This window comes from Pannus brasiliensis CCIBt3594 (assembly GCF_036688125.1).
Taxonomy (GTDB): domain Bacteria; phylum Cyanobacteriota; class Cyanobacteriia; order Cyanobacteriales; family Microcystaceae; genus Pannus; species Pannus brasiliensis.
On the sequence record NZ_JBAFSM010000074.1, the window covers coordinates 1 to 19359 of the forward strand.

Annotated in this window: 18 protein-coding genes; 6 read left to right on the plus strand and 12 right to left on the minus strand. The window is 51.5% G+C overall.

What is annotated here, in order from left to right:
* Window positions 1–120 precede the first annotated feature (120 nt).
* The 3 genes from V0288_RS23145 to V0288_RS23155 form a co-directional block, all read right to left on the minus strand.
* Window positions 121–1449 carry a hypothetical protein gene (locus tag V0288_RS23145; protein ID WP_332867554.1) on the minus strand — a complete coding sequence of 443 codons (1329 nt, stop codon included), beginning with the start codon at window positions 1447–1449 and terminating at the stop codon, window positions 121–123.
* Window positions 1450–1548: 99 nt separating this feature from the next.
* Window positions 1549–3615: a sensor histidine kinase gene (locus V0288_RS23150; RefSeq protein ID WP_332867555.1), complete on the minus strand. Its 2067-nt coding sequence runs from the start codon at window positions 3613–3615 to the stop codon at window positions 1549–1551.
* Window positions 3616–3903: 288 nt separating this feature from the next.
* On the minus strand, window positions 3904–4899 hold the full coding sequence (locus tag V0288_RS23155) for a hypothetical protein (protein WP_332867556.1): 996 nt from the start codon (window positions 4897–4899) through the stop codon (window positions 3904–3906).
* A 382-nt stretch (window positions 4900–5281) separates the two neighbouring features.
* On the opposite strand from V0288_RS23155, the gene cobA reads away from it, so the two are divergent.
* Entirely contained in the window at window positions 5282–6070 is a 789-nt protein-coding gene (gene cobA, locus V0288_RS23160; RefSeq protein ID WP_332867557.1) for a uroporphyrinogen-III C-methyltransferase, read from the plus strand.
* A 144-nt stretch (window positions 6071–6214) separates the two neighbouring features.
* Here the strand turns inward: cobA and V0288_RS23165 are convergent, their stop codons facing one another.
* The 5 genes from V0288_RS23165 to V0288_RS23185 all read right to left on the minus strand — a co-directional run bounded on the left by V0288_RS23165 (window position 6215) and on the right by V0288_RS23185 (window position 11419).
* A complete protein-coding gene (locus V0288_RS23165; RefSeq protein WP_332867558.1) occupies window positions 6215–6646 on the minus strand; it encodes a hypothetical protein in 432 nt (143 codons plus the stop codon).
* Between the two features lie 37 nt (window positions 6647–6683).
* Window positions 6684–7085, minus strand: coding sequence for a putative toxin-antitoxin system toxin component, PIN family (locus V0288_RS23170; RefSeq protein WP_332867559.1), 402 nt, complete (start codon window positions 7083–7085; stop codon window positions 6684–6686).
* The gene (locus V0288_RS23175) at window positions 7082–7312 is read right to left on the minus strand and encodes a ribbon-helix-helix domain-containing protein (RefSeq protein ID WP_332867560.1); all 231 of its coding nucleotides are present in this window, start codon (window positions 7310–7312) and stop codon (window positions 7082–7084) included. The genes V0288_RS23170 and V0288_RS23175 overlap by 4 nt, the downstream gene beginning before the upstream one ends.
* An 84-nt stretch (window positions 7313–7396) precedes the next feature.
* The gene (locus V0288_RS23180; protein ID WP_332867561.1) at window positions 7397–7735 is read right to left on the minus strand and encodes a hypothetical protein; all 339 of its coding nucleotides are present in this window, start codon (window positions 7733–7735) and stop codon (window positions 7397–7399) included.
* An 84-nt stretch (window positions 7736–7819) separates the two neighbouring features.
* Complete coding sequence (locus V0288_RS23185) at window positions 7820–11419, minus strand: tetratricopeptide repeat protein (RefSeq protein WP_332867562.1); 3600 nt, start codon at window positions 11417–11419, stop codon at window positions 7820–7822.
* A 315-nt stretch (window positions 11420–11734) separates the two neighbouring features.
* On the opposite strand from V0288_RS23185, the gene lnt reads away from it, so the two are divergent.
* Window positions 11735–13270 carry an apolipoprotein N-acyltransferase gene (lnt, locus tag V0288_RS23190; protein WP_422662054.1) on the plus strand — a complete coding sequence of 512 codons (1536 nt, stop codon included), beginning with the start codon at window positions 11735–11737 and terminating at the stop codon, window positions 13268–13270.
* Between the two features lie 144 nt (window positions 13271–13414).
* Here the strand turns inward: lnt and V0288_RS25220 are convergent, their stop codons facing one another.
* The 3 genes from V0288_RS25220 to V0288_RS23205 all read right to left on the minus strand — a co-directional run bounded on the left by V0288_RS25220 (window position 13415) and on the right by V0288_RS23205 (window position 15038).
* Window positions 13415–13519: a Coq4 family protein gene (locus V0288_RS25220; protein ID WP_422662055.1), complete on the minus strand. Its 105-nt coding sequence runs from the start codon at window positions 13517–13519 to the stop codon at window positions 13415–13417.
* Between the two features lie 176 nt (window positions 13520–13695).
* A complete protein-coding gene (locus V0288_RS23200; RefSeq protein WP_332867571.1) occupies window positions 13696–14067 on the minus strand; it encodes a Coq4 family protein in 372 nt (123 codons plus the stop codon).
* Window positions 14068–14174: 107 nt separating this feature from the next.
* A complete protein-coding gene (locus tag V0288_RS23205; RefSeq protein ID WP_332867564.1) occupies window positions 14175–15038 on the minus strand; it encodes a branched-chain amino acid ABC transporter permease in 864 nt (287 codons plus the stop codon).
* On the opposite strand from V0288_RS23205, the gene V0288_RS23210 reads away from it, so the two are divergent.
* From V0288_RS23210 to V0288_RS23225, 4 genes are all read left to right on the plus strand, one after another.
* Window positions 15024–15197, plus strand: coding sequence for a hypothetical protein (locus tag V0288_RS23210; RefSeq protein ID WP_332867565.1), 174 nt, complete (start codon window positions 15024–15026; stop codon window positions 15195–15197). The genes V0288_RS23205 and V0288_RS23210 overlap by 15 nt on opposite strands.
* Window positions 15198–15482: 285 nt before the next feature.
* The gene (locus V0288_RS23215; protein ID WP_332867566.1) at window positions 15483–15989 is read left to right on the plus strand and encodes a pentapeptide repeat-containing protein; all 507 of its coding nucleotides are present in this window, start codon (window positions 15483–15485) and stop codon (window positions 15987–15989) included.
* A gap of 2 nt (window positions 15990–15991) precedes the next feature.
* Window positions 15992–17122 carry a 5-(carboxyamino)imidazole ribonucleotide synthase gene (locus tag V0288_RS23220; RefSeq protein WP_332867567.1) on the plus strand — a complete coding sequence of 377 codons (1131 nt, stop codon included), beginning with the start codon at window positions 15992–15994 and terminating at the stop codon, window positions 17120–17122.
* A 206-nt stretch (window positions 17123–17328) separates the two neighbouring features.
* Window positions 17329–18618: a protein kinase family protein gene (locus tag V0288_RS23225; protein WP_332867568.1), complete on the plus strand. Its 1290-nt coding sequence runs from the start codon at window positions 17329–17331 to the stop codon at window positions 18616–18618.
* Here the strand turns inward: V0288_RS23225 and hypB are convergent.
* Entirely contained in the window at window positions 18615–19295 is a 681-nt protein-coding gene (gene hypB / locus V0288_RS23230; protein WP_332867569.1) for a hydrogenase nickel incorporation protein HypB, read from the minus strand. The genes V0288_RS23225 and hypB overlap by 4 nt on opposite strands.
* Between the last annotated feature and the right edge of the window lie 64 nt (window positions 19296–19359).

The window sequence follows — 19359 nt, forward strand, 5'->3', positions numbered from 1 at the left end:
AGGAGGCAGGAGGCAGGAGGCAGGAGGCAGGAGGCAGGAGGCAGGAGGCAGGAGAATAATTATCTTTATAATCTTCCCCATCTCCCCATCCCTTTAAATTCTAGAGGAATTACAACAAATTTACTCGCCGGATTCTAAGCGTCTTTGCCATTCTTCATCGATTTTATCCGATCGCTCGATTTCCTGTTCGAGATATTCTTTGTCCGTCGAGTAGGTGATGTCTTCTTCGGTAATCACTTTCCGAGAGGCGAATTGACGGGCGTAGAGCAGTTTTTCTTTGATCTGTGGGTTATCGAGGGTTAGAATAGAAGCCCGTTCCTGTCGGATTTGGTTACGTCGATCGACCCGCCCGTTACGCCATCGGAGAAAGAAATAGCGGATAAACGGAATGCCGAGGAAAGAGACGGCGTACACCAATAAAAACCAATAGATTCCCGTGACGAACCCCCCGAAGGAACCGAGTAAGGCGATACTACCACTTCGGAGAAAATAGCCCACTACTAGCGCGAGAATGATGTTCGCCCCTCCTAAACCGATCGCTAGAAGAATTTGCCCGCTACCCGCCTCGCTAAATTTCCAGCTTCTCTCGCGGAGATAGGAGGAAACGGCTTGCATTTTTCGCGTTTTCGTGGTGGCTTGTAAATCGGGAAAGTGATAGATAATATCCCCTCGATCGGATACTCTCGGATAGCCGTTAAAACGGGAGAGAACGGGTATAATATAATCTTCGGTTTCCTCGTTCGACGGGGTGATATTATCGAGATAGGGGGCTAATTGTTGGGCGATAACGGCTCCATTCTGGTTTTGAATGACCGTACCGATCGAGCGCCAGCGTTTTTCCTCCAGATTAAAATTCGGATCGCCATCGCCGAAGAGAAAAGAAAAAACCGACTCTAAAAAGTTCATTTTCTTTTCGACGGGTTGCTCCGTTTTTTTCTCGATTTCCCGTCGCTCGTAATAGGTATTGTTGTAATAATCTGGCGTGAAAAACCAGAAGAAATCGAAAGTGGGAAACGAAAAATTGAAATCGCCTCCCGAATCGCCACCACCCCCGCCACCCCCGCCGCCATCGGAATCCCCGGCTCGCAGGATCGTGAGGATTAGAACGGCTACCACCGCTAGAAATAGAATAGCGATCGAGAGGATTAAAACGATCCCGAACGAGATCCGGACGAGATAAAAAATGATTTTCCAGATCTTACCGAGCCATTCTTTGACTTTTAATTTCCAGTATTTATTCGTTAAAATCGAGCGAAAATTTTTCGGGAATAGATAGACGATCTCCCCGGTGTCGGCTACCTGTAAATGTCCTTCCACGTCTGACGCGAGCGCTAGTAAGCCCTGTCTAGCGGTCTCGACCTGTAGCCCCGCGTTCGCGGCCACGTCCCCCGCGGTGACTCGATAGCCTAACCGTTCGATCGATTGCAGTAGGGCAGGGTTAAAAGTCATCGACGATCGCTCTCCCGAAACGCTCCTTTCTTTATTCCAGTGTAAATTCGATTTTTCCTTTCTGACGACGCTTCCCGCGCGACGATGGACTCGATCGATTTACTGACAACGGCCGACTTTCCACCAATACATCCCCCCGTAAATCCCCCCTACGGCGATCGGGACGATCGACACGACGATCGCCCGAGAAATATCGAGATAGCCGAAGATACGATGGGTCGTTACCAGAGAAACCGAGGAAATCGCGCCGATCGAGTCGAGATAGATCGGTGCTGTCCCGCCGTTGGTGGGATAGGTAAGACGGACGTAGGCGAAAAAGTCCTCTTTTCCCCGATTCGGTCGATCGAGATCGATTCCCTTGCGCGCGGGGGTAACTTGACCGACGGACTCCCAAGAGCGACGATCCTTGCTAATTTCCACCGATAGAGCGGTATTTTCGCGACCCTGGCAGAAAATCCACAGATCCGGTCGGGAATCGCCCCCCGCGGTCAGTAAATTATCCAGAAAGCGAACCGTGATCCGATCGCCGGGTTCGAGGGTAGTATCGTTCGGGCGAAAGTCGAGGAAAGATAGCGGACTCGACCTTCTAGAGTTGGGGATGCCCAAAACGGCGACGGGATCTCGAACCCTCGTTCCCGGCTCGACAACGATCTCGTCGGCGAAAGATCTCGATCGATCCGGAAAGTATACCCCGTCGAACATCGAGGTTTGTCGGAAGGTTTCCAGCGCGATCCCGACGGGTAGGAGAGAGAGTAACGCGATAAACAGAACTAAAGTCGCTTTTCGAGCGAAGAATCGGGCATAATACATCGGTTTCGAGCGAAGGTGGTGTATTACCCTTTCCCATCGTCGATCTTCTCGCGGTCGGTGAAGGGGGTTAGCGAGGGGCAAACTCACCCGGAAACAACTGCCCTTTCCTTCCTGACTGGTAACGTGAATCTGTCCCCCGTGTTGGTGAACGATCGCGCGGACGATCGCCAATCCTAACCCCGTCCCCCCCTCGCGATAGGCGCGCGCGCGATCGGCCCGCCAGAATCGATCGAACACCCGCGATAGATGTTCCGACGCGATGCCGATACCCGTATCCTCCACCGTGACGACCGCGGATTGATTTTCCCGAAACACCCGTAAGCGAACCCGACCACCGCTCGGCGTGTACTGAATCGCGTTTTCTAACAGATTCCCGAATAATCGGCTAAATTGGCTCGAATTTCCCCACGGACAAACTTCGGCGAGACAGGAATACTCCAGACGAATTTTTTTCTCGCTCGCGACCGGTTCTAGCCACTCGATCGCGTCCTCTAAGAGATTCGGTAGGTTCACTCTCCGCCATTCCTCGCTCGGCGCTTCTTTGGCTCCATCCATACGGGCGAGAAATAGCAGATCTCGCGTTAATTCGGTCATTTGTTCGGTCGCGCTGGCGATAGCGTTTAATTTTTTTAAATCTTTGGGTTGGAAGCGTTCGGGATGACTTCGCATCACATCGATCGAGGTTCGCATGACCGTCAGGGGATTCCGTAGTTCGTGGGAAGCGTCCGCGGTAAATTGTTTTAACTGCTGGAAACTGCGGGCCACCGGTTCGAGGGCTTTTTTTGTTAACCAGAGTCCGCTGACACCGACCACCCCGAAAGCGAGGACGATACTGACGATCAAGTGACCGAGAAACTGTTTCTGTAGCTCCTGTACTTTTTCGGTCGTTTCCCCGGCGCGCACGAAACCCAGGAGGGGAGGACGGGAGAGATCGCCCCGATCGAGGGAAACGATCAGGGTAAACGTGCGAATCCGATAGCGATCGAGGGCGGGTTTACCCTGTAGGGTGCGGAATCCTCCCGACGGAACCGGAGAAAACCCCAATTTCAGCTTATTTCCCCGCGAGGCGAGTAATTTTCCCTCTCGATCGAACCATTCCAAACTCTGCCTTTCTGGATCGAAAAACTCCTGCCAGGGAAATTCCCCGTCTCGATCGGGCGCGATCTCGTCTCCGCTTTGAACGCGGGCGAAAGAGGGAGCGGCCAGACGCGCGAGGGTTTCTAAATTGGTATCGAGTTGATGGTAGTAAATACCGTTGCTAAATAACCCGTACAGGGCGATACTGAAGAGAATCAGGATCGCGCCCATGATGAGCGAGTAATAGGTTAAAAGGCGAACGCGAGAATTTTGAAGCATTCAACAGATCCGGCGAACTGGAGAGCGAAGATCGCGATTCGATCGTCCGGAGAAAAGGATAGAGGGAAATTGTTCTAAAAAGCGATTACCGGGAGAGGTAGGAGTCAGGGGGCAGGAGGCAGGAGGCAGGAGTCAGGAGTCAGGAGGCAGGAGGGTGGGGAGTAGGGAGTAACTTTCTCGAAACTCTCGATTCTTTCCCGAAATTATCTCCTTTTTAGCTTGATTTCCCACTCCGAACTCCGAACTCCGAACTCCCCATCACCCCATCACCCCATCACCCCATCTCCGTCATGGCTCGTCCGGACGCGCGAGGCCGATTTCGGTGAGCGCGGAGAGATTGCCGGGGCGATTTTCTCCCCATTTAATCAATTGTTGTAAAACGGCGACCGGGATGGCCGAGCGACGGGCCGCGTTCTCGATGTCTTCCCCCTGTCGCAGGAGACGGATCGCGGTCTGAACCCGACGGTAGCCGGTCGTCCCGTAGGTAAGATGGCCTTTTCGATCGGCGATCAGCAATCCGATCGCGATATCGTTGGCGTAACCGGTCAAGCGTTTTTTATCGCTATCGTACTCGCCCGTCTCGATCGGGAAAATCTCCGGTAACTCTAGGGAATACGGGTTCGGCAGGGCGGCGATCGAATCGGCCGCGTCGTTCGCTCTCCCGTCCTCGGGTTCGGGACGGTTGGAGATGACATCGGGCGATCGATGGGGAACGGGATCGATCGGCGGTAGAAGCGCGATTCCCCGTTCTTCGAGGCGATTTTCGGCAATTATCGGGCGCTCGTTCGGAATTACGGGGGCTTCCGTTCGATGATTCCGATCGACGGGGGCGAGGTCGGGACGGACGGGCGCGCTCGGTCGAAGACGCTCGTTCGCGAGCAGGGGAAAGAGGGAGACGATCACCGGGGAGAGATAGGGGGCCGTCGCGCGATTATCCGGGTGTCGGGGGTTGTCGAGAGTTAGCGGGGAACTTCCCGGCGATCGGGACAGTAAATCCTGGACGGTTTGCCGGGTTCTCGCTAATTCTTGCCGGAGTCGTTTCATCTCTCCTTCCAGTTGTGCCGCGCGTTCGGCGGCCTGTCGTTCGCCGGTCGCGGCGATCGTTTTTTTTCCGGGTTCCCGAACCGATCCCCGATAGGTGAGAGGCGCGTGGGTGGGGGTCGAACGGCTGTCGGCGATCGTGGCTTGGTGTTCCCGAATGATCGCGAAGGAAACCAGGGCGATAATCGCCGTGAGAGCGTTGATCTTGACGAGGGTTTGAATTACACCGTGGAGAGGTTTCATGTTGGCCATCATTACCTACTACGCTTCGTGTTCGCGCGCCGAAGGTGGGATGGGTCGTGGAGAGGTAGGCGGCAACCACCATCGGGATCGCGGGGGGATAACGGTTTCTCGCGCGGGGAATGACGGAACGTGAGGGGTGTCATCCCGATCGATCGACCGGCTATCGCGATAGTTTTATTCGTGTATATTTTATCCCGATCCCGATCGGTATAAATACAGAAATTGCTAAAAATTATCCGTTCGATCGAGGTTACGAAATGTTAAAATCGACTTATTAGATGCTCGAAACGCATGGACATCGGGCGAATGTAGCCGAATATACGAATTTTTCGGGTAGTCACCATAGAGTAAAGATCGAGATCGATCGAGCGGGGTAAGAATTTTGTCAACAACAGCGATAGAGCGATCGGGAAATTTCGGGAAAGTGTATCTGGTGGGCGCGGGCCCCGGCGATCCCGGACTCCTCACCCTCAAAGCCAAGGTTTTACTAGAGAACGCGGATGTGGTCGTGTATGACGCGCTGGTGAGTCCACCGATTCTGGCCATGATCAACCCGAACGCGGAACAAATCCACGGGGGGAAGCGTCGCGGTCGTCATTCCCTCGGACAGGAAGAAATTAGCGCGCTGTTAATCGAGAAAGCGAGGACGAACGCGGTCATCGTCCGTCTTAAAGGGGGCGATCCCTTCGTTTTCGGTCGCGGGGGCGAGGAAATGGAGGCGTTACTGCAAGCCGGGGTTAGCGTGGAGATCGTGCCGGGGATCACGTCCGGGATCGCGGTTCCCGCGTATGCCGGAATTCCCCTCACCCATCGCGATTACAGTTCCTCGGTAACGTTCGTCACCGGCCACGAGATGGCGGGAAAATACCGCCCTAACGTACAATGGTCGGCGATCGCCCGCGCCTCGGAAACGATCGTAGTCTACATGGGGGTTCATAATCTCCCGCACATTATCGGGGAGTTACTCGCGGCCGGCAAAAGTCCGGAAACCCCGATCGCGTTAATCCGTTGGGGAACCACCCCGCGACAGGAAGAGTTAATCGGTACGCTGGATTCGATCGTCCGTCAGATCGAGGAAACCGGTTTTGAAGCGCCGGCGATCGCGGTGATCGGTGAGGTGGTGAATTTACACGGTTTATTACAGTTCGGACGACCGATCGATTTGCAATAGGCGGTCTTGAGTTGGAAAGCGGGGGAAGGGATTTTTTCCCGCTCGATCGTTTTCTAAACCCGCGCGCGGAATGGAAAATTTCTCGTGGAGTTTTATTCTTAATCGTGTCGTGTTTCTTTGTTTTCGATTAGATTCGAGAGCGTTTTAATCGCTTTCGGGATTGGTATATTCACAAAAGATATTGAGTCCCACTTTCAGGATGTAGAGAACGATAATCGTGGCGATCGCCGGATCGATCGGTACGGCACTTACCCCGACTAAATAAATAATCGCGCCCGTTAATAAGGACGCGCTTCCGGGGTTTTTATTGTAGTCGAGAATTTTGGAGCGGAAGCCTTCATCGCCGCAGATTTCTTGTCGTAATACTTTGAGCGTGACTTCCCAAAACGATTTTTGTTTGTCCCCGTAAGATAGGGTTTCATTGCGCTCCGTCCAGAGTCGATCGAAGCTCGTCGCGAATTCCCCGTTATTCCTTTCTAACACGGTTAAGGCTTCCCGCGCGGGTTCGTAATTTTCGAGGATTTGGCGAGTTCGATCGAGTTCCGCCGGTGTGAGTTGTAAGTTAGGTTGATTCATGGTAGGAATTGTGGTTAACTTAAACACCAATTCAAAATTAATCCCTGTCTTTTTGTTCAAGAATATCTAACGCCTGACGAGCCGTTATGATAGGAATATTTTCAACTTGACTCAGTTGTAGTAAATCTACTTTATCACCAGTAATAATATAATCCGCACCGCCAGCGATCGCCGTTGCTAGAATTACATTATCATCGAGATCTGGTGAATAAGAAATACTAGGGATAGAGGTGACACAGTTAGCGTATATCGCTATCCCCGTTAACATGATTCTAGCTTCTTCGGGAGTAAAATAACGTTGTAGTTTCGGGTAAGCCATTACTCGCCGTAATTCCTGAAGTTGTTCTGGCGAGGTTACTAGCTCGAACTGACGATCGCGCCACGCTTGATAAAGTAAATAGGGCGGTGTGTTTTTGCGTAACAGAAATGTTAGTATCAAGGACGAGACGTAACACGGGTTTCTCGGATAGCCTCCTGAATAGATTCTTCGATTTCTTCCTCGGGATAGCGCGTGTTCCGTTCTTGAACCGAGGAGACGGTTTCTTCAAAGTTTAATTTTTGTTTGACCGCTTCTTCGACGTATCGCGATAGGTCGCCATCTTGTCCTAACAAATCCCGCAAACGTCGATCGGTTTCCGATGATACCGTTAATGACCAGAGTACCATGATTGTCCTCCTTGCACTCGTAAACCCATTAATATTATACCTCGTGGACGGTTAAAAGTTTCTCTTGTCAACGCGGAAAGAGGTCTAATCGAGTTTCCGATTTGCCTCCGCTTTTTTCACGATTTCTTGCATAACTTCATCGATTTCGCCAGCCATTCCCGCAAAATCCATAAAATTTTGTCGGGAGTGTTTCGGTGTACCGTACAGATAATGATCGTGTTGTTCCGCGCCATCGGTCGGCAAGGTTTCTAGGATTTCGGGGGGAATGTCGCGGGTGAGTTCGGCGGCAACTTCCCAAATGGGTTTATAATCGCTGGGGATTTGGCGGCGCTGTTTGGTAAAAAGAATAAAGTCTAGAAATTCTTCTAGAAGAATCGGGGAAGAGTCTTCAATTTCTTGGAGGATACGTTCTTTGAGGTTCATGATAGCTCTCCTAAAATAAGGCTGATTGCTAGAATAACCGCGTGGCTGAATCGTGGGATGGGCAACTGGCTACAACAATTTACATCAATCCTCCCCCATAATCAAATCCCGAATTTCTCCCGCGAACTCTTGTCCCGTCACCTCCCGCCATAGCGCCGAGCATTGGCTCTCTCCTATCGCCTGAACGACCGCTTTAAAGGATTGGATATAGTTACCTACCCACGCTCGATGATACTCTAAATCAACGCTCAATCCAGTTAAATAAACCCGCATCGCTTCCGGGTATTGTCCTCGGGCGGTTAAGGTATCTCCTAAAGTCCAATACGTCCCTGGAAATTTATACCAATCTTCTTTCTGTTTCCAAATCGGAATCGCTTTGAGATAATAAGCGATCGCCTCTTCGTACCTTTTTTGTAAATAGGCGACCATTCCCAGTTGGTGATACACATCGGCCGCATTGTAGCTATCGCCGGCATCTTCATAGATTCTCAGTGCCTCGCGATAATAAGCGATCGCCTCCTCGTACCTTTTTTGTAAACAGGCGACCATTCCCAGTTGGTGATAATCACCGGCCGCATGGTAGCGATCGCCAGCCTCTTCGTAGATTTTCAGTGCCTCGCAATAATAAGCGATCGCCTTTTTATACTGTCTTTGTTCTTGGGCAACCGTTCCCAGTTGGTGATACACACCGGCCGCATGGTAGCGATCGCTGTCATCTTCATAGATTCTCAGTGCCTTTTGATAATAAGCGATCGCCTCTTTATAACTTCTTTGCACTTGGGCAAGCGTCCCTAGTTGGACATAATCACCGGCCGCATTGTAGCGATCGCCAGCATCTTCACGGATTTTCAGGGCCGCACGATAATAAGCCCTCGCCTCTTTATACTGTCTTTGTTCTTGGGCGACTATTCCCAGTTGGTGATTCGCTGTTGCAATTTTATCCATCGTACCGGAATCATTAAGGGCGATTAACTCATCGAGAATGGCTTGATAAACTTCCCTCGCTTCTTTTAAATTTCCCCGAGTGAAAACCTCGTTCGCATCTACCCCCCGCAGGTACATCCAGAAGTCAAAAGAGTCTTTCCCTTTGGCTTTTACTCGTGGTAAGTCTTCTCCTAGCTGTTTTAACACCCGTTGACGCAATGCTCGAAATTCTGGGCGACGGGATGAACGTTGATAGATTTCTCCTAAAGCTTGCAAAATAGCTTGTGCGTAATGCCATTTTTGTTGTTGTTCTGCTTGGCGTAAATACAGGAGAAGATTGGGTTCTTCCATTTGTAGATTGAACGTAGAAACTTTAGCGTCACCAATTAGCTTTTTACGAGAAATATCTGCTAAATGAGCATAGAAGACTAGAATATGATGTTCTAGCACTTTTATCGATTCTTCATTCTCGTGTTTTCTCGGTACAAATCTTATAGCCAAGAGCAAACGCCGCTTTAAATACCAGGGTAAAGTTGGATGTAATTTATATCTATTTCCCCCTAACAGTTCTATTAAACCTGCTTTCTCCGCTTCCTCAAGGATTTTCACCCAATCAGTAATTTCTATGTTCTCGCCGAATACTGCATGATACGCTCGTCCATCTTCATTATCAGAGTTCTCGGCAAACCAATTTAACCAATCTACATTTACTCTCTCGCAAAAAAAGCCCAAAAAGGGTAGATGTCGCCGCGCCTTTTCGGACAGACAGGTAAAGGAATAATCCAACGACACCACGAGGGACTTATCCCGTCCCTCTTCCGACTCCCCCGCGAAAGTATCTAACCCCCTTCTTAGCGCTTCTAGTAACTGATTCGGGGTTCGCGTTTTCAGATGGGGTAATACCACCCGCAGAGACAGAGGATGTCCCCCCAAGAGATTAAATAACTCCAAATATTCCGGCGGTAATTGCTTCCGGTTCACTCCCACCGTATCGAGGATTTTATCGCCCAGTTCCTCCGCGTCCGGTTTCACCAATCCCGCCACTTCCAGTAATTTGTAATCTATCCCTAACCATCCCTCCTCCCGTCGAGAGGTAATCAAAACCCAACTTTTCCCGCCCCGTAATCCCTTGAGAAAACGGGTGAACGCTTGTCTTTCTTCCGCCGTACACAGGGGTTCATTCCCCTCTGGAAATCCCGCCACCGGTTCAAAATTATCCCAGATTAAGAGACAGGGAGTTTGTTTGAGATACTTAATTATGGTCGCTTCCTGTTTATCTTCCGGGTCTTGGGAAAACTTGTCTCCCCAGTTATCTCGCCCTACCTGATAGATAACCTGACTAATTCCCCTCCCCTGTTCAAAAGAAGCGAAATACACTTTTTTGCTTCCCCCGGTTTCTTGGAACCACCGGGCGAACCCGCAAGCTAATTCTGTTTTTCCCACTCCCGCGATTCCCCGCAGTAGGATAAAATTCCGCTCGCGAAACGCCTGTTCTAGACGATGACTATCGTAATCGCGCCCGATAAAACCGAATTGTCCCTCCTCGGGAAAATCGATGAGGGGAATCGTTTTCGGTTTCTCTAAAAACGCGTCTAAATCCGTCGGGTCACGGTTGACGGGAACGAAAGGCGTATAATCTTCCTGCTGGTACAACACCGGAACCATCCAATCCGCCAGCCGTAAATCTCCTTTCCGGGAAGGACGCAGGGGTTGATTAATTAACTCCCGTCTTCCCGCCGCGACGGCCGCCTCTACACTCGACCCCCGCGCCAATTCCTCGTACAATCGACCGATAAAGTGTCGCGCCGCGACCGCGTACACACTATAGGCCATCGCCACCACTCCCTTCGCGCCCAACGTTACCAGGCTCGTCGCCACCGAGGAAAAGCTACCGTCTCCCTCCCGGGCCGATCGACAGGCATTCAACACGAACAGAGGCACGTTACAATCGGTTAAACTCTGGGCGATTTGCGCCGCGGGAACGATTTGCGGGGAACCGTCCTCATTCTCGAAAACTAACACCCCCTGTCCGGATTCGCCGAAAGAATGCTGAAAACCCACACTCTTCTCGTCAAAGTCCCCGTGTCCGTCAAAATGGACGATGTGATAGAAATTTTTCCTCTCGTTCAGTTCCCGTTCTAATCGCGTAAAACTGGGGGGACGCAATACCGTTAAATTCACGCGATCGGCGATCGGTTTTAGAGCTTGCAGGAGGGGTTTGGCGATCGTTTTGAAATTTATATCCTTTTCCCCGTAAGGACGGGCGATAACCAGCAGAATATTGAGCTTATCCCCCGGCAGTTGTCCCATCTCCGCCCGTACCGCGAAACTGCCTAAACTACGGTAAATTCCCGCGAATGACGGTGCGAGAAATTGATAATCGGGACAATAGAGCAATTCCCACGGTAAATTTAAGATTTCCGGGTCTTCCGAGGCGATTCCTAACTCGCACTGCTGTAAACCTTCCCGCGTCGCTTCCTGAAAAAACTGTCTTCCCTTCTCGTTACCCCGGAAAACCAGCGTAAATAATTCCTCTCCCCATCCCTGTAATTTCCGTTCCAGCGCGTCGGCTTTCTCCGGTTCGATACCGTAGGGAAAACTTAGATATTCTTCCAAATACCAGCGAATTTCCGCTAACGCTGACTCGTCGAAGGGATGGCTAAAGGGGACGGGTTCAGCGTAGCGGGGGATACTCTTTCCCCTCTGCCAGAGGAGTTGTACTTGATTTTCCGTGTGATGGATAGTAAGACGGTTAACCATGAGGGAAGGAGACGGGAACGCATTTCTATCGGGAGATAGAGATATAGCCGTACCTTCTATTCTAGAGAAGGGATGAAAATCTAGAATCCGATTCCTTACGGTAGATTATGAAAATCGATTGTCCCCCTCGGTCGTGAACGCTGGTTCGGGGCCGTCTCTTACCCGATTCATTTTCGAGGGTCTATACACGGCAAAAATGAAAATGATCGCGAGATAAATCGGTTTTTGCCGATATTTTTAACTATATTGCTCCTTATTTCCTATTCCGTATCCTTTCCCCGCGATAAATTTTGAATTTCGCGATATTTCTTTACTATGCCCAGTCTCTCCCGTTTTTCGATCGCCCTTCTCGGTGGTGTGGCGATGGGGTTAACCGTCGCGCCCGTTTCTTGGTGGCCCCTCGCGTGGGTGGCGTTAGTTCCCCTGTGGTTATTAATCATTTTCGAGGATAAATCCCTAAAAAAACTGCTTTTGTACGCTCTCGGTTGGGGATGTGGCTATCACGGTCTCGCGCTGTTCTGGATCACGGGAATTCACCCGATGACGTGGATGGGGGTTCCCTGGTTGGCGAGTCTAGCGATCGCTCTCTTCTGTTGGATTTTCATCACCCTCTGGGGCGCGGCGATCGTGGTAACGTGGACGCTGGGGATGTTCTGGGTTCGTCGGACGATTCCCGAACCCTCCCCGGCCGACGCGCTGTACCGGATTCTCATCGGAACCGCCCTGTGGTGCGCTTTAGAAGCCCTCTGGAGTCAGTCCCCTCTCTGGTGGACTACCCTCGCGTACACCCAGAGTCCCCACAACCTAGCGATCCTACAATTGGGCAGAATATCGGGCTTCACGACGATAACGGCGGTAATCGTGGCGTTTAACGGTTTTATCGCCGAGGGATTTTTTCTATCCCGATACACGCCCCGAAAGCTCGCTTTTTTTCTGATTCCCCTTACTTTCGGTCTCGCCGGCCATCTCTTGGGCTGGAACTATTACCATAAACCCGTAGAAAAGTCAACAACCGACGCGATAAAAATTGGCGTGATCCAGGGCAATATTCCCAACACCCTGAAACTGTATCCGGAGGGATTCCGCCGGGCGATCGAGGGATACACGACCGGTTATCGAATTCTCGCCGATCGGGGCGTGGACGCGGTATTAACGCCGGAAACCGCCTTACCCTATTACTGGGACGAACTCGCGCTCGATAGCTCTCTCTATCGAGCGATCTTGGAGAAAGGAACGCCGATCTGGGTGGGCGCGTTCGGCAGGGGGGAAAACGGTTACACGAATAGTCTTTTCACGGTAAACGGGGACGGACAGGTAATGAGCCGGTTCGATAAGGTAATTCTCGTTCCCCTGGGCGAATACGTTCCTTTCGAGTCGATTTTAGGCGGACTTATCGATCGACTCTCGCCCCTGAAAACCCGCTTACTTCCCGGTAACGCGACTCAGATTTTCGATACTCCCTTCGGTCGGGCGATCGTCGGCATTTGCTACGAATCCGCCTATTCCGAACATTTTCGCCGTCAAGCGGAGATGGGTGGGGAATTTATCCTTACCGCTTCCAATAACGCCCATTATAGTGCCGCAATGCCCGCCCAACACCACGCGCAGGATGTGATGAGAGCGATCGAACTCGATCGATGGATGGCGAGGGCTACCAATACCGGTTACTCCGCGTTCGTCGATCCCCGCGGCAATACCCTCTGGATTTCCGGCCTCAATACCTACGAAATCCACGCGGAAACTATCTACCGACGCAACACGAGAACCCCCTACGTTCGTTTCGGCGATTGGTTAACGAAAATTCTGGTAATCGTCGCCGGAATCGCTTGGTTCTGGCGCGCCATGACTTGAAATCGAGGGAGGTAGGAGGTAGGAGGCAGGAGGCAGGGGGTGAAAAAAGTAAGGCGTGTATTTTTCGCTCCTTTTATTCTTGGAATCGTAAGTTTCTAGTTGAATTGAACTTTCGTTTCTTACTTTTGTCAGAGGTCTAATCTCTCAAATCTCTATCTGTAACGAATCCCGAACCTGTTCTAAAGGAGTTTCCCATAACGTAGACCAATCGATCCCGAATAAGGGTTTCGCTTTTTTTCCATTAGCCAGCCTTTCGTCATCGCTTCCATGTACCCGTTAGAAACCTCGATATCGGACAGTACCGATTTCAGTAAATTTTTCGCGACCAATGCCAACCAGAAACGGGAAAATTCCAATTGTGCCACGTAAAAGGCTTGTAGCTGAATTTCTCCGAAAACATCGGTATCGCTCCCGGTCACAATATGTCAGATATCGTGAGTTTCCCGAATATGGTTCGCCAAAAACTGATAGGGATTCTCGGCCGGTGGTGCTTGTAGGGGTTGCAGTTGATTTCGGATCATGTGTTCCGCGTAAACGCGACCGAGTGTACCCGGTGGTAATTGTCTCAGTTGTTCGAGATCGATCCCGCTCAAACTAAAACGCTCCTCGAAGGCTTTTTTCCCTTGAGGACTCGCGGAAAGGTGTTCGATCATTTTTTGAAAGCCCGAAATATCGAAACTGGCTTTCGCTAGTCGATCGAGTTCGGTAAAATCCCCGTAATCCGCTTGTACTATGTCTACAAAGCTAGACAGTAGCGATCGTTCCCATTCCCGTTCCGTATCGATAACATCGGATATACCTCAAAGACCTCTGGCGAAATTCAAAAATTATCGTGTGGTTAGGTTTTGACTGCGACCGCGATTTTTCGAGCCTCACTCTCGCGGGAAATCGATCGAGATCTCGCTCACATCGTCCCCTTAAATAACCCTTGCGGACGAAGAAATAGAATCAGGATCATGATGAATAGAGAAACCCCTAACTTGTAATCCGAACCGATCAGGGGAACGCTCATTTCCTGCGTGATGCCGATAATTAACGCGCCGGCGATCGCTCCGTAGGGATTGCCGATGCCGCCGAGAATTACCGACGCGAACATCGGGAGAATGAGAAACCAGCCCATATTCGGACGTACCCCGCCGGTAATCAACCCGAACATCGCGCCACCTAGCGCCGTTAACACTCCCGCGATCACCCACGTCCAGAGAACCACCCATTCCACGTTAATTCCCGTCACCCGCGCCAGATCGATGCTATCGGATACCGCGCGCATCGCTTTGCCGATTTTCGTCTTTTGGAGGAGGAAATGTAGGCCGAGAATGACGACGATCGAGAGACCGATCACCAACAGTCGATCGAGCGCCACCTGTACCCCCCCGATATCCGTCGCCGCCATCACCGGCAGATCGTAGCGTTGGTTACTACCCCCCCAGATCAGTAAAATCCCGTTGCGGATAAACAACGCCAGGCCGATCGAGATAATAATTAATGTCGTCGAATCGGCGCGACGATCCCGCATCGGTTTCCATAATAATCGTTCCGCGATCAACATGGCGATCACCGTCCCGGCCGCACCGACAATCATCGATAACCAGAGATTCACGCCGAAAGAGTTCACCAACCAGGTTAAATACGCGCCCAACGTCATAAAATCCCCGTGGGCGAAGTTAGAGAGGCGTAAAATGCCGTAAGTGAGCGTCAATCCGACGGCGGCGAGGGCGATAATACAGCCCACCGCGAGGCCGTTAAAAAAAAGTTGCGGTATGTCCATTCGATCGAGGGCGAACTGCTAGAGTGGGTTTGTAAGTTAGGGTATCACGGGTCGATCGCCGTCTCCCTTGAGAGATCGCGGGGTTCCCGTCGGGACGGGAGACAGGAGACAGGAGCCAGGAGTCAGGAGTTAGGAGTCAGGAGGGGGAAGAAGGAGTAGATTAGACTTCTCGCACCCTTGATTTTCGCACTCTAAAAACCCCGAAATCGGATTTTTAAGAAGCTCGATGTTTTTTTGTAGCGATTTGAGAAAGCTTACGCTTGATTATTCCTCTTGCCTTCTCCTGACTCCTGACTCCTGACTCCTGCCTCCTACTTTTTCAGACCTCGGCGATCGGGTCTCCATCCGGTCTCTTCTATCGACGGCAAGAAAAAGGAAAATGTTCGGGCGCGATTCCTCTACAATCAGAAATGCTGACCACTTACCGGAAGGATTTTTCCCGCGATGAAGACGGTATTCCGACTAGCGATCGTCGTGTTCGCTCTTTTCTTGACCCTATTTCCCCCGAACGCGCTCGCGGCCAGTTCCTCGGCGGTAACGGGAGCGAGCGCCAGTTTTGAAAACACGAACCTGACGGGAAAGGATTTTTCCTCGCAGAACCTACAGAGCGCCCAATTCACCAACGTGAAACTGAATAACGCCGATTTTACCGCCGCCGATCTCCGGGGCGCGGTGTTTAACGGTTCCGTGGTGACGGAGGCGAATTTTCACGGGGCGGACTTAACCAACGGGTTAGCCTACCTGAGTAGCTTTAACGGCGCGGATCTTAGCGATGCCGTACTCGCCGAGGCGATCATGCTCCGGACGACCTTTCGCGGGGCGAAAATCACCGGCGCGGATTTCTCGTTGGCGGTTCTCGATGGCGACCAGATCGCCCGTCTCTGCGAGACCGCGGACGGGGTAAACTCGAAAACCGGGGTATCCACCCGCGAATCTTTAGGATGTGATTGAAAATGACGAAACGGGTAGGCGTGATCGGTGGCGGACAGTTGGCCTGGATGATGGCGCGGGAGGCGAAACCTCTAGACATCGAACTTTTCGTGCAAACACCGAACCCGGACGATCCCGCGGTCGCCCTCGCTGATGGGGTCGTTTTCGCATCGATCGATTCCGTCGAGGGAACGGCCGGTCTCGCCTCTCTCTGTGACGTGATTACCTTTGAAAACGAGTTCGTTAATTTACCCGCGCTCGAAGAATTGGCGGGGGAAGGGGTAACGTTTTATCCGAGTTTAGAAAGTCTCGCCCCTCTTCTGGATAAATACGACCAAAGAAGTTATTTAAAATCGATCGATCTCCCCGTCCCCGATTTCGCGAGGGTGGAAAATTTAACGGAATTAGAAGATAGCGCCTTCCCGATCGTTCTCAAAGCCCGTCGTCACGGCTATGACGGTCAGGGAACGTTTATTTTCCGAACTCCCGAAGAATTACGCGAGAACCGGCACAAATTGCAGAAACTCGACCTCCTGCGCGAAGCTTACGTTCCGTTCGATCGAGAACTGGCGATCATCGCCGCGCGGGGAACTACCGGAGAGATCGTCATCTATCCGGTGGTAGAAACCTATCAAAAAAATCAGGTCTGTCATCGCGTCCTCGCCCCCGCGAGCGTTTCCCCGGCAACGGAAGCGCGGGTACGGGAGATCGCCCGTCATTTACTAGAAAGCTTACAGGTGGTGGGCGTGTTCGGGATCGAGTTATTTCTGACTCCCGACGGCGAGGTACTGGTGAACGAGATCGCGCCGCGTACCCACAATTCCGGCCACTACACCCTCGATGCCTCGCGAACCTCCCAATTCGCCGCGCAACTGCAAGCCGTGACCGGTTTACCGCTCGGATCGCCCGATCTGATCTCTAGCGGGGCGGTCATGGTCAATCTCTTGGGATTCGAGGTTTCCACGTCCGATTACGCCGACAAACGAGCGAAATTAGCGGCGATTCCGGGCGCGCGGGTACATTGGTACGGGAAGACGGAATCCCGTCCGGGGCGGAAATTGGGACACGTCACGGTATTGACCGATACCCGCGACCGCGACCGTCTGGTGGCCCTGGCGGAGGCGATCGAAAATCTCTGGTACGTCGAAAGATAGATTTTAGAAGTGTTTTACCGGACGTAGATCCCGTGATCTAACTCACGGCTCTTTTCGAGAGCTTGTTCGATGATTATAGACGTAGGTAGCTTCTCGCGAGAATCGCGTTTCGAGACGAGGATTCTGGAATCTTTCGGGATCGAGCGACGATCGATGAGCGAGCCGTCCTACCCGTCATCTTAGTAAGCCGAAAAGAGAGATGATTCATGACGACGAATTCTAATTCCTATGGTTCTCTCCCTTCCGAAAACATTTCGCTCACTCCTCCCGCTCACCCGGAGGCTCGGCAAATGGTCGATCGCTCTTCTGTAGACGGAAATCAATTCGGCGCGATGACGGGTACAACCGACTCGATGATTCTTCCGCGAGCGATCGCTTTCGTAGAAGTAGAACCCTCGCCCTCGATGGTCGAGACGATCGATCCCTCCCCGAATGAATTTCCCGCGAGCGCCGGTTTCTCCTTCCTCGGCCTCGGTCTCGTCGCCTGCGGCGCTATCTTTATCCATCAGTTTTTACAAAAAAAAAAATCGTCCGATCGGGTAGTGGAAGATAAAAAAAATTTACCGATCGATCTGTCTTTTTTTTTCGATCGCTCTCTCCCCGCGATCCCCGCTGAAACCAGATTCCAGCACGATCGAGCCTTAATGAACGCGAATCTTCTCGCGGGAAAAGTCTTAGAACTCGATAGCGATCGCTTTCGAGAGGCGGATTTTATCTCGTTCGTCCGTCTCAAATACGGGATTTGTAATCACCTCGACGAGTACCGAGATCTCGATCGCCCGATCCAACGCTTGGAGAGGGCGTTAAAAAGCCGGGACTTCTATCGATCGATCGAGCGCGTCGAATCCACCCATCAAGCGCCGAAACAACAGGAATTCTATCGCTCCGTTGCCTATCTGCTCGCGGAATGTCCCGATCGGGAAAGCTTCCGTTGTTTCCTGCGGGACAAACTTGAAGAATTGACGAATTCGATGGATTCCGAGCGGGATATATCGCCTTTATTGGAATATTTTCAGGCGATCGATACCATCATCGCCGACAATTTCGGATTCACGCTGTTGATATCCTTCAAAAATCCTCGATCGAATGTTCTCTTCACGTTATCCTTGATTTCCGACCTCCTCGATAGTTTGGAAGTTCCGGAAGAAAATACCGAACGGACGATCGCCGATTTCGTGTACCAACAGCGGGAGGCTCTCGATCGATTACACTCGATTCTCGCCTTAAAAGAACCCGAAAATTCTCTTGAAAATCTCTTGAAAATCCTACAGTACCTCGCGCTCGAACGTCGTTACCGTCCGACATTAGATAAATTCGAGCGTTCGATCGCTCTCCTGGGAGAATGGTATCTTTCCTATCAGATCGTCATCGGTATCCGTCAAGAATATCCCCCGACGGATTACCAACAACCGAAAAATTTTAGCGAAGCGATCCCCGGCATGGACTTATATCAAAAGTACGAGGATTCCCTCAATCAGCGTTCGATGGTTTCCTAATTTTCCGAACGCTTACATCGAGTTTTAATCCAGTCGAACCATCGCTCGAACCCCTCGCCGGTTTTCGCGGAAACGGGAAGAATCGTGACGCGGGAATTCATCTGACGGACGTTGGCGATAATTCGATCGATATCCGCGTCCACGTAAGGCGCGAGATCGATTTTCGTGATTAGCAAACAATCCGCCTCTTGAAACATGATCGGGTACTTCAGCGGTTTATCCTCTCCCTCGGTCACGCTTAATAACGCGACCTTCGCGTGTTCCCCCACCTCGAATTCCGCCGGGCAAACTAGATTTCCCACGTTTTCCACGAACACGAGATCGAATTCCGAGGGATTGTAATCCATCTCGAAACGATGGATTCCCCCCGCGACCATCTTGGAATCGAGATGGCACGATCGACCGGTATTGATCGCGATCACCGGAACCCCGTATTTCCGCAATCTTTCCGCGTCAAGTTCGGTAGTCATATCCCCCTCGATGACGGCGATTTTATAGTCGGTCGTCAGCGTCGCTAGAGTACGTTCGAGAAGGGCGGTTTTTCCCGCGCCGGGACTACTCATCACATTCAAACAAGTGATTCCCCACTCATCGAAATGAGCGCGGTTATGATCGGCGCCTTTCTGGTTCGCGTCCAGTATATTCACCCCGAGGGCAACGTCGAAAGTTTGGTGCATGGTTTTTTTAGGAGTCAGGAGTCAGGAGTCAGGAGTCAGGAGGCAGGAGGCAGGAGGCAGGAGG